General features: G+C 59.4%; 8 protein-coding genes. 4 read left to right on the top strand and 4 right to left on the bottom strand.

Annotated features, from left to right (window positions below; genetic code table 11):
• The first annotated feature begins 590 nt into the window (after window positions 1–590).
• Window positions 591–1,658: a 3-deoxy-7-phosphoheptulonate synthase gene (locus NZK35_RS18190; protein ID WP_259633960.1), complete on the top strand. Its 1,068-nt coding sequence runs from the start codon at window positions 591–593 to the stop codon at window positions 1,656–1,658.
• A 119-nt stretch (window positions 1,659–1,777) separates the two neighbouring features.
• On the opposite strand, the gene NZK35_RS18185 is transcribed toward NZK35_RS18190, so the two are convergent.
• The 4 genes from NZK35_RS18185 to NZK35_RS18170 form a co-directional block, all read right to left on the bottom strand.
• Entirely contained in the window at window positions 1,778–3,235 is a 1,458-nt protein-coding gene (locus NZK35_RS18185) for a DUF1501 domain-containing protein (RefSeq protein WP_259633959.1), read from the bottom strand.
• A gap of 40 nt (window positions 3,236–3,275) precedes the next feature.
• Window positions 3,276–6,530: a PSD1 and planctomycete cytochrome C domain-containing protein gene (locus tag NZK35_RS18180; RefSeq protein WP_259633958.1), complete on the bottom strand. Its 3,255-nt coding sequence runs from the start codon at window positions 6,528–6,530 to the stop codon at window positions 3,276–3,278.
• Between the two features lie 239 nt (window positions 6,531–6,769).
• Window positions 6,770–7,378 carry a sigma-70 family RNA polymerase sigma factor gene (locus NZK35_RS18175; RefSeq protein WP_259633957.1) on the bottom strand — a complete coding sequence of 203 codons (609 nt, stop codon included), beginning with the start codon at window positions 7,376–7,378 and terminating at the stop codon, window positions 6,770–6,772.
• Window positions 7,368–7,892, bottom strand: a complete 525-nt coding sequence (locus tag NZK35_RS18170) for a hypothetical protein (RefSeq protein ID WP_259633956.1) — start codon at window positions 7,890–7,892, stop codon at window positions 7,368–7,370. The genes NZK35_RS18175 and NZK35_RS18170 overlap by 11 nt, the downstream gene beginning before the upstream one ends.
• A gap of 171 nt (window positions 7,893–8,063) precedes the next feature.
• On the opposite strand from NZK35_RS18170, the gene NZK35_RS18165 reads away from it, so the two are divergent.
• The 3 genes from NZK35_RS18165 (at window position 8,064) to NZK35_RS18155 (ending at window position 11,054) form a co-directional block, all read left to right on the top strand.
• The gene (locus NZK35_RS18165; protein WP_259633955.1) at window positions 8,064–8,843 is read left to right on the top strand and encodes a 3-keto-disaccharide hydrolase; all 780 of its coding nucleotides are present in this window, start codon (window positions 8,064–8,066) and stop codon (window positions 8,841–8,843) included.
• 251 nt (window positions 8,844–9,094) lie between these two features.
• Window positions 9,095–9,898, top strand: coding sequence for an endonuclease/exonuclease/phosphatase family protein (locus NZK35_RS18160; RefSeq protein WP_259633954.1), 804 nt, complete (start codon window positions 9,095–9,097; stop codon window positions 9,896–9,898).
• Between the two features lie 250 nt (window positions 9,899–10,148).
• Entirely contained in the window at window positions 10,149–11,054 is a 906-nt protein-coding gene (locus tag NZK35_RS18155) for a metallophosphoesterase family protein (RefSeq protein ID WP_259633953.1), read from the top strand.
• Window positions 11,055–11,133: the final 79 nt, after the last annotated feature.

Below are 11,133 nucleotides of genomic sequence, written 5' to 3'. Positions count from 1 at the left end.
CTCGCGCTGGCGCGAACCGGCTGATATCAAACGATGATCAGCCGTTTGGCGCGAGCCTACGGGCCCTGCGCTGGTCAAAACCTTGTCGATTGAGCGATATTGGGCTCGCGCCCAATACCGCTAAAAAATGTTTCACAGCGTTGCCTTCGGGGCGCCAGCCGGGTGACGGTGGAATCGCTGCAGGGGGAACGTCGGGAGATCGGTGCAGGCTTCGGGGGTTGACGATTTGGCCGGCTTGGGGTGCAATTCTCTCGTCCGCTGGCCCTCGATCAGCGTGGCGTCGGCATTGTTTCTCTGATCATTCGGCCCGTGATCTTTCGGCCCGTCGGACCATGGTTCGTGCTCATCGACGATTCCATCGCCGAGAAAAAACGACGATCGTGCGGATCCGGGCCCTGCCCCAACGTCATTCATCACGGAAGAGGAAACAGGATCGCGGCATCCCCGAGCCCACCTCCTCCCGTCGCTTCCACATCCAACCGACGAGAATTCTCACTACCGAGTTCCCCGCTTTTGATTATCGTCAGTAGTGGACGGCCTCCCCTGGAACCGCGCGAGACATTCTTGAAATTACACGCCCCAGTCGCTCGATGACACAAAACACTCAATCGTTCGCCATTGATGATCTACGCATCGGTTCGATCAAGAAACTGATGCCACCGCAAGAATTGATGGCAGAGATTCCGGCGGACGAGACCATCGCTGAAACGGTTTACGCGGCCCGGACCGGCATCCAGCGAATCTTGGCTCAGGAGGACGATCGCTTGGTCGTCGTGATCGGCCCCTGTTCGATTCACGATCCCGATGCGGCACTGGAATACGCGCGGCGTTTGGCCGTCGAACAACAAAAGCATCGAGAGCAGTTGCTGATCGTGATGCGTGTGTACTTTGAAAAACCGCGTACGACCGTCGGCTGGAAAGGCTTGATCAACGACCCCGGATTGGACGACAGCTTCCAGATCAATCGGGGCCTGCGCACCGCTCGGGGATTGTTGCGAGACATCAACGCGATGGGGCTGCCGACCGGAACCGAGTTTTTGGATTTGATCAGCCCCCAATACGTCGCGGACCTGGTGGGCTGGGGGGCGATCGGAGCCCGGACGACGGAAAGCCAGGGGCATCGCGAACTCGCCTCTGGTTTGTCTTGTCCGGTCGGGTTCAAGAACGGCACCTCCGGTAATGTCCAAATCGCGGTCGACGCGATTTGCAGCGCTCGGCAACCCCACCACTTCTTGTCAGTGACGAAAGAAGGAACGTCCGCCATCTTCGCAACCGCCGGAAACAGCGACTGCCACATCATCCTGCGCGGCGGTTTGCACACCAATTACGACGCGGCGAGTATCGATGAGGCGTCGGCGCTGTTGACCCAAGCGGGTTTACCGGCACGCATCATGGTCGATTGCAGTCATGCCAACAGCCGAAAGATCACCAAACGCCAACGTTATGTCTGCCGCGATGTCTGCAGCCAACTCAGTGACGGCGACCTGAGGATCATGGGCGTGATGATCGAAAGCAATCTTTTGGAAGGCAAACAAGGCCTGACAGACGGCGACCTGGTGCCGGGGCTGAGCATCACCGACGCGTGCATCGGCTGGGAAGAAAGTGTGCTCCTGTTGCAGGACCTGAGTGATGCCGTCGTCGCGCGGCGCGAAGCTTAGTGCTTTGTCATCCGGCCAGCAAGAAAGTGGCGTAAGCTTCCAGCTTGCGTTTCACGAGTGAAACGAGACGGCAAGCTGGAAGCTTACCCCACTCTTAATCCTTGACCGCGAAGCGGAGTTTACGCCAAAATCGGCCTAATCACCGATCCATGCACATCGGTCAGGCGGCGTTCGAATCCGTTGTGGTAATACGTCAGTCGGCGATGATCGAGCCCCAGCAGATGCAGAATCGTGGCGTGGAAATCGTACACGGTCGTGACGTTCTCCACGGCTTTGTAACCGAATTCATCGGTCGCACCGTACGTGAACGGCGCCTTGACTCCGGCACCCATCATCCACGCAGTGAATCCGTCGGGATTGTGGTCGCGACCGCTGGCGCCTTTTTGGAACGTCGGCATGCGGCCGAACTCGGTCGTCCAGGCCACCAGCGTGTCCTTCAATAGCCCTCTTCGTTTCAAGTCGCGGAGCAATGCGGCACAGGGCTGGTCGAGCACCGGGCCGTGCTTGCTGTATTGCTCTTCAATCCTTTTGTGGCCGTCCCAATTGCTGACGCCCTCGCCGCCGGTCTGGTAGGCGCCGTTGAACAATTGGACGAAGCGGACGCCTTTTTCGAGCAGCCGTCGCGCCAGGATACAGTTCTTGGCGAACTGTGCTTTCAACGTGTTTTCCGCATCGTCGGCCCCGTACTCGCGTAGCGTCGACTTCGACTCGGTCGACAGATCGGTCACTTCGGGGACGGAAAGCTGCATCTTGGCGGCGAGTTCATAGCTGGAAATCCTCGCGGCCAGTTCTTCATCGTCCGGGAATTGCTGCAGGTGTCGCTCGTTCAATCGTTGCAAGAAACGGCGAGTCGCGCGATCCGTTTTGCCGCTGGTCCCAGCGGGGATCTCTAAATTACTGAGCGGCTTGTTCGCGCTCCACTGGGTGCCCTGGAACGCCGCAGGCAGAAAACCCGGTCCCCAGTTGTTGACGCTGGACTGTGGCGTGCCGCGCGGATCGGCGATGGCGACGTAGGCGGGAAGATTCTCGTTTTCGGTTCCCAGTGCCCAGGTGGTCCAGGCACCCATGCTGGGGAATCCGTCCAGCGTGTAGCCGGTGGACATGAAGTTTTCGCCCGGGCCGTGCGTGTTGGTCTTGCCGGTCAACGAATGAATGAAGCACATGTCATCGGCCAACTCGGCCAACTGTGGCACGAGTTGCGACACCCTTTTTCCGGATTGGCCACGCGGTTTGAACTCCCACGGGCTTTGCGTCAGCATGCCCTGCTGGCCCTGGAAGGTGACCAAATCCTCGGCGCCGGGCATCGGTTGGCCGTGGCGTTTGATCAGCTCGGGTTTGTAGTCGAACGTGTCGATCTGGCTGCACGCTCCCGAACAAAAGATGACGAGCACGTTCTTGGCCGCCGGCCGATGGTGTGTCGGCCGCGCGGCGAATGGACGCGACGGATCGATCTTGGGGCGGATCGGATGGTCGTCGGCCGACGCGTTGTGCTGCTGCAACAGACTCGCCAACGCGATGCCTCCCAAGCCGCCGGCGGTCTGGGAGAGAAACTGTCGTCGGTCCAGAAATGATCTCATCGTGGCGTAAGCTTCTCGCTTGCGTAGGGGACGCAGTGTTTCAGGGAATCAACACAAACTCATTGGCATTGAGCAACGCACGGGCGAATTGTGTCAATCCTTCTTGGGCAATGAACGCGGTGCTGTCGGACAACTCTTCGTCGGTCGGCGGTCGCCCGAAACAAAGGTGCCAGGCGCGGGTGATTTGTGCCGACGGCGACTCGGCTTCGTTTTCCAACCGCGCCGCCATGCGCTCGGCCTGTTGCATGACGAATCGGCTGTTCAGCAAATTCAGTGCTTGCAGCGGCGTCGTGGAACGGCTGCGTTGGGCCACGACCATGCTGGCATCCGGGCAATCAAAGACGCCGAACACCTGGTCCCGTTCTTGACGCACCTTGGTCATGTAGATCATGCGTCGCCAATCCTCGGGGCCAAACTGTTGCTTGGGATGGTAGTGCCGGACATTTTCCAGCTGCACCGCGAAGCCGCTAAAGCCGGGCCCGCCCGCGGCGTCATGCCGAAGCGAACCGCTGACGGCCAGGATGGAATCGCGGATCGATTCGGCATCGCATCGACGCGGTGGGAAACGCCACAGCAGCCGGCAATCGGCATCGATGGTCCACGCGTCCTCACGCGGTCGATTGCTCTGTCGCCAGGTCTGGGAATTCAAAATCAATCGATGGATGTGCTTGAGCGACCAATCATGATCGATCAATTCGCCAGCCAGATAATCCAGCAACTCGGGATGGCTGGGCCGTGTGCCGTTGTGCCCGAAGTCGCTGGGCGTGTCGACGATCCCTGTGCCAAAATGGAACTGCCACAGCCGGTTGACGATGACCCGGGGGGTGAGCGGGTTGTCGGCACTTGCGATCCAGTCGGCCAGGGCAAGTCGGCGCGATTGTTCCGGTGCGTCCTGATCCAGCTTCAGCGATCCGAACACTTCAATCGTATCCGGGCCGACGGGTTCGCGACGGGCATCGGGTTCGCCACGATACAGCCGATAGGTTTGACCGGGTTGCGAAAATGTTCCTGCGTAGACTTGGGGCGACGTTTCAAGTGTGTCCCGTCGTTGGCGGGCCAGCTTGAGTCGATTCAGCCAGCCTTTGGCTCGCTGTGCTTCGGCTGACGAGACGTTGTCGAATCGATACTGTGCGTCCTCGGGCTGCGGTTCACCGTGCGGCAGGCGATCGGCAGAGGATGCCACGCGTGCCCAGTTGCCGGGCTCGTTTGCGACGTCGATGTGATAGGCCGTGGTGAGGCGATCAGAGTACGTTTGCTCGCGGTCACGTCCCCACACGATGCGATCGATCTCGGTCGGTTCGGCGAGTTCGATTTGCACCCAGCCGCCGGCAACGGAGTCGACGATCCAGCTGCGGGCATTCCCGTAGCGCCCGTCGTTGATGTGTTGGAGCTTGTGCAGCGGGTGTTGGAAATCGCCGGAGGAACTCGCCTTGGCACCGCTACTTGCCAGTGCGACGTTCTGGTCGCCGGCGTAAATCTCCAATTCATCGACGCAGGCTTGGGAGCCCGAGGTTTGTTCGATCACAAATCGCACAAAGCGTGCCAGACGCGGGGCGAAACGTTCTTCGTTCCTGACGGAATTGACGGCCGCACGCCGCGTCGGCGGCAGCGGGGGGCGTTTACCTTCGGTTTCTGGTTCGGGTTGCAGCACGACGACATCCGCCGTCAGGGCACTGCCGCTGTCTCCGGCAATCAGCACGAGCCGGTCGTCCGGCGCAAACTCATGAACCCCGGCATCGTAGAAGCCACTCCACCTGGCCACTCCATCGACCTCGCCGGATCCGCCGGCCAGCCGTTGTTGATTGACGGAGCAAATTTCGCGGTCGCCCGTCGCCGAACGCAACACGTATCGCGCGTCGGAGCAGTGGGTGGCGTAGCCCGAGCCCCAGCTGAGCCAGACGCGATGCAGACCGCTGGCATGTGGCTGGTACACGACCGTTTCTTCGCCCGGACGAGCTTTCCACCAGGTGTAATGTTTGCCGCCGAAGTCGGCTTCGTTGCGACCTTGTTTCGCTGCGGTCCCGGCGGGTTGGAAAACGGGCTGCGCATCCGATTCATCGATCGCAATCGCCGCGGTGGTGTCCCGAGCAACGTAAGGCTGCAGTTTATCCGTCAGTTCGGCGATCTCGGCGTCGGTCTCGGCGAGTTGCTGTGCCCGTTCCTTTGTCGGTGGCAAGCTTCGTTCACCATGCCGCACCCCGGCAAACACGGCTTGCATGGCGTAGTAATCACGTTGGCTGATCGGATCAAATTTATGGTTGTGACAACGGGCACAGCCGGTCGTTAAGCCTAAAAAGGCGGTCCCGGTCGTGTTGATCATGTCGTCCAGTTCGTTCATCCGTTGAACCAAACCGAGTTTGGGGTCTTGGCCCTTGACGATGTCGTGTGGCCCGGCGACCAGGAATCCGGTGCCGATGTCGGCCCCTAATGCATCACCGGCGATCTGCTGGCGGATGAAGTCGTCATACGGTTTGTCTCGGTTGAGCGAATCGATCACCCAGTCGCGATAGTGCCAGGCGTTCGGCCGTTCGCGATTGGTTTCAAAACCGTTGGTCTCGCCGAACCGGACCAAGTCCAACCAATGGCTGGCCCAGCGCTGTCCGTAATGTGGACTGGCAAGAACCGTTTCGACGAGTCGCTGCCAGGCGTCGTGGCGATCGTCTCGGACGAACGCGTCCATTTGCTCCGGTGTCGGCGGCAGACCCGCCATCACCAGGTAAAGTCGGCGAATCAAGACGCGGCGTTCGGCGATCGGTGACGGCTGCAGACCATTCTCGGCTAGCTTGCGTCGAATCAAGGTGTCGATTCCGTCGCTGTTTCGGACATCCGGAGCAGGACGCCGGATCGGCTGAAATGACCAATGGTTCAGCTCCACTTTTTCCTTTGCCGGTCCGTAACGTGTCGGAGTCGACGCGCCGCCGCGGATCCATTGTTCGATCGATTCGATTTCATCCGGCGACAGCTCACCATCGGGTGGCATCTCCCAACCGGGCTCGTCGTGCTTGACCAAACGCAGCAAATAGCTGGCACCTGGATCGCCCGGGACAACCGCCGGTTCGCCGGAGTTGCCACCGGCAAGTAAAACCGCCAAACGGTCCAGCCGAAACTGGCTGTTTTGTTCGTCGGGTCCGTGGCAGTCGATGCAATGCTCGTGAAAGATCGGTTCGATGTCCTTCGCGAAGTCGACGGCAGCGGCGTTGCCGCTGATCACGACCAGCACGGCGAGCAAGCAGGCGATGACGCTGCATCGTGGCGAAGGTGATGGTCGTAAACCGGGCTTCTCGTGTGAGCTCATCACGTTATCACCGTCACTTGTCGGATTGCGTGCATCGACGGGAGCGCCGAACAATCTGACATGATAATCGCTTCGGAACATGGACGTGTATAACCGGGCGACGGGTGTCGGAACTGGTCCGATGACGGGTTGGTCGAAAAATGGGCTGGTCAAAAAATGGGTTGGTCAAAAAATGGGGCATGCGCGTTGCCGGAAGGCAGGGTCGCGTTCCATTTTTTGACCATCAAATGTTTTGACCATTACTGGTCGGCGTCCATCAGTTCTTGCTGGCAGGTTTCCCGGATGAGGTGCAGTCGTCGTTCGATCGTGCGTTCAGAGCATCTCAATCGTTTGGCGAGTTCTGCGTTGGAAAGGCCTTCCATTTTTCCGACCGCGATGTCTCGCAGTTGCCCGTCACCCAGATGGGAGAGAAGCTTCTCGACGGATTCGGTCAACGTCAGCACCATTTCCGGCGTCGGTTCGTCGCCGATCACCTCGATCAGGGCGTCGTCGTCGCCCGGTCGTCCGGCCAGCGAGAGTGTTCGTTGGCCGCCGCCCCGGCGTTGTCGGCGGTCCCGGCGGCGTTTGTCGATGACTTTTCGCGCCGACATCTTTAACAACAACCGCCACAAGTCGTCGCGATCGGACATCTCGGGAAATCGGCCCTGCTCGGCTGCCCGATAGAAACTTTCAAAGACGCTGACGACCACGTCTTCTTCATCGGCCACGGCCCGGTTTTGTCCGCGAAGATGATTGCGGACGTTTCGAATCAGGCGATCGTAGTAGTGGTGCCACAGTTCGGCCGCGGCGACCGAATCGCCGGCTTTGACTTCATCGATCCAACGGCTGACGTTCCCGTCATCGGACATCGGCAATCGCCCCGGTCGAAGTGGCGTAAGCTTCCAGCTTGCGATTCGGTTCCGGCATCACTCCACACACCACAGTTTCCGGTTCGTCCTCAAGTAGATCCTTCCACCGGCGAGCGCTGGAGTCGCGTTGCTGGAATCGTTCAGCGGACACTCGGCGATCGGCGTGAACTCGTCCGGCGAAAGGCGAAACACGATCGTGGTCCCGGATTGATCGGTTGCATACGCGGTCTGGCCGGCCACAGCAACGGAGCCCCAGAATGCGGCCTTGTTGCGTTCCTGCCAGACCGTCTCGCCCGTTTTCGCGTCGAGGCAATCGATCGGGTTGTGGCAAGGCGACGGACCAACGAACGTTTTCGGTGTCGCTCCATTCGGTCGGATAGTCATCCGACGACGCCACGCCGTCCGCCTGCGGTCCGCGGAACTGTGACCAGTCCCCGGCTGTGACGTCGGCGGCCGAGATGAGCAGGCTTGAGAAACAGGTGACACAGGTAAACACGACACAGAAGCGATTCATCGGACGGTTCTACCGGTTGGGGACATGGCTAAGAACGAGAGCCGGAAAATCCAGGGCAAAGTCTAATGGCTGGGCGAGAAGAACGCAAAATCGATGTGCCGCCGGGCGGAACGGAGTAGAATGACGCGCCCTCGCTATTGCACGCCCACCGACCCCACCCAACGCGCTGCCATGAAAACAATCCATGCCCTACTTTTCCTGTCCGCTTCCTTGGTCGCTGTGACCACTTCCGCCGCGGCTCCTGCGGATCATGTCGGCGTCGGCGCCGAGCCGATCGAGGGTGCGGAGGTCATTCTCGACGGGACTCGCGAAATGTTGGACGAAAAATGGACCTATTGGGAAGGGCCGCGTTTCAGTTCGTCGTTGCCGATCAAGTGGAAGATTGTCGAGGACCCCGTCGACGGCGGCAGCTGCGTGATGACCGACGATCGGGCCGCCGATGGAGGCAAGTATGGCACGGCCGACATCGTGACGAAGAAGCCGTATCGGGATTTCCGTTTGCACATCGAGTTTCTGATTATGAAGCCCGGCGGCAACAGCGGCGTTTATCTGCAAAACCGGTTCGAAATTCAAGTTCTGGACGGCGACAAGTCCAAGCATGGCATGGGGGCGGTGATCAATGAAACCGAATCGCCGTACCACGCCTACAACGGTGTCGGAAAATGGAACGCGTATGACTTGGTCTTTCGTGCCGCCCGTTTCCAGGACGGCAAACTGGTCGAAAAGCCGATGGTGACGATGTACTTCAACGGCAAGAAAGTTCACGTCAACCAAACGATCAACAAAGTCTGGGGCGGACCGAATTCGGGCGTCGACGGCGGGAACGACAACGGGTTTGGGATCACCGACACGCCCCAAGGCCTGAAACTGCAATGCGAAGGCCATGATGTGCGCTATCGCAACGTCTGGATCAAAGAACTGATTCTGGACAAAGCCGAGACGGACTTCTGATGTCGGCGAAGGGGGCCAGAGAGTTCGGAAAGAGGGGCAAGACGATGGGGTGGCAGAATGATGGGGTGGCAGAATGATGGGGTGAATTCGTGCGGCCAACCTCGCTTCGAACCGGGTCTGGGATCATTCTGCCTTTCTTTCCACAGCATCGTTTTGCCCCCCTCCGTTTTGCCTTTGCTCGCACAAGTGAATGCAACGAGGCACACACGCATCGTGCCCCCCGCTAATACACCTTTCCCTGACTCAGTAAGATGCTCAAAACCAGAATGATTCTGATTGCCGTTTGCGCGGCACTGTGGGCGACCACCGTCGCCCGTGCGGACGAACCGCTGCGGTTGCGACTGCTCAGCTACAACATTCACCACGGTGAAGGTGTCGACGGGAAACTCGATCTGGAGCGAATCGCTCAAGTGATCTTGTCCGTCAAGCCTGACCTGGTCGCGTTGCAAGAAGTCGATCAAAACGCCAGCCGCAGCCGATCGGTCGACCAACCGGCCGAGTTGGCGCGTCTGACGAAGATGAACGTCGTGTTTGGTGGCAACATCCCGCTGCAGGGCGGTCATTATGGAAACGCGGTGCTGTCTCGATTTCCGATCGTTCGCCATCATCATCATCGGTTGCCCAACATCGATGATGGTGAACAACGGGGCGTGATCGAGACCGAGATTCAAGTGCCCTCCGCGGCGACGCCGATTGTGATGTTGGCGACCCACTTTGATCATCGCCGCGAGGACCAGGAACGGTTCGCGTCGGCCCAAGCGATCGAGCAGATGATCTCGGATCGACCCGACCAGCCGGCGTTGTTGTTGGGTGACTTGAATGACGTTGCCGGAAGCCGAACGCTGACGCGGTTGGCGACTCGCTGGACCAGCGTCAACGAGCAGCCCCTACCAACCATTCCCGTCGCACGTCCCGCCCGCCAGATCGATTTCATTTTGTATCGTCCCCAGAACCGATGGCGAGTCATGGAAACCCGCGTTCTGGAGGAGGCCGTCGCGTCGGATCATCGGGCGATTTTTTCTGTGCTGGAATTATTGCCTGAGGCAGGTCGGTGAGGCTCTGCCTCACGTCGGGGTGCGTCTCTGCGAGGCGGAGCCTGGGAACGAGGGGCGCCAGCGGCTAGTGCTTTGTTCCAATTTGCAATTAGGGTTGGCCAGCGAAAAGGGGTCAGACCCCAATAGTGCGAAGCACCCTTCGGGCCGTTCCGGCTATTGGGGTCTGACCCCTTTTCGCGAATCTCTCATCGACCCGAACATTGAAATGGAACAAAGCACTAGTATTCATTGAAAAAAAGACGGAGAACCGATGACTGATTCACATTCCCCCGCCGCACCGACCACCGAACGACTCGGCCGCAGGGCGCTGCTTCGAAACGGAACCCTGTTGCTCGGGGCTGCAACGCTCCCGGTCGCTGCCGCGTCGGCTGCGGATGAAACCGCCCGCCTTCGTATCGGGCTGGTCACCGATTTGCACTACGCCGACAAGCCTGCCGCCGGCACCCGGCACTACCGGGAAACACGTGGCAAACTTGCCGAAGCCGCTGCCGAATTTCAACGCCAGGGCGTCGATTGCCTGGTCGAACTCGGCGATCTGATCGATGCGGCAGAGACCGTCGAGACCGAGCAGCGTTATCTGACGACCATCAATCAAGAGTTCTCGGCGATCTGTGACGATCGGCACTATGTGTTAGGCAATCACTGCGTCGACACGCTCAAGAAAGAAGAGTTCCTCGGCGGTGTGGGGCAAGCAAAGTCATATTACTCCTTCGATCGCGAGGGGTTTCATTTCGTGGTCCTGGATTCTTGTTTTCGCGGTGATGGTCAGCCCTACGGCCGAAAGAATTTTCAATGGACCGACGCGAATGTTCCGCAAGAGGAATTGGATTGGTTGGCGGCGGATCTGGCGGGTACCGATAATCGAACGATCATCTTTGCCCACCAGCGTTTGGACGTCAGCAACAATCACGGCGTGAAGAACAACGCTGACGTTCGCAAGATTCTCGAGGCGTCGGGAAACGTGCTGGCCGTTTTCCAAGGTCACAGTCACCAAAATGACTTGAAAGAGATCCATGGCATCCACTACTGCACGCTGGTGGCCATGGTGGAAGGTTCCGGAGAGGAGAGCAATGGTTACTCGACGATGGAGATCCACCGAGACGGAACGATCCAGTTGAACGGGTTTCGCAAGCAGGCCGATCGTGAGTTCGCGTGACGTGTTCTGACGACTGTTTGACGTGATGTTAGCGGCAGGGCGCGAACCCTCCGGTCCTCTCGCGACCGGACGGCTCGCG

This window comes from Stieleria sedimenti (genome assembly GCF_025060895.1).
Lineage (GTDB): Bacteria > Planctomycetota > Planctomycetia > Pirellulales > Pirellulaceae > Stieleria > Stieleria sedimenti.
Note: the sequence above shows the minus strand (reverse complement) of the source record. Positions and strands in the feature narration are given on the sequence as shown.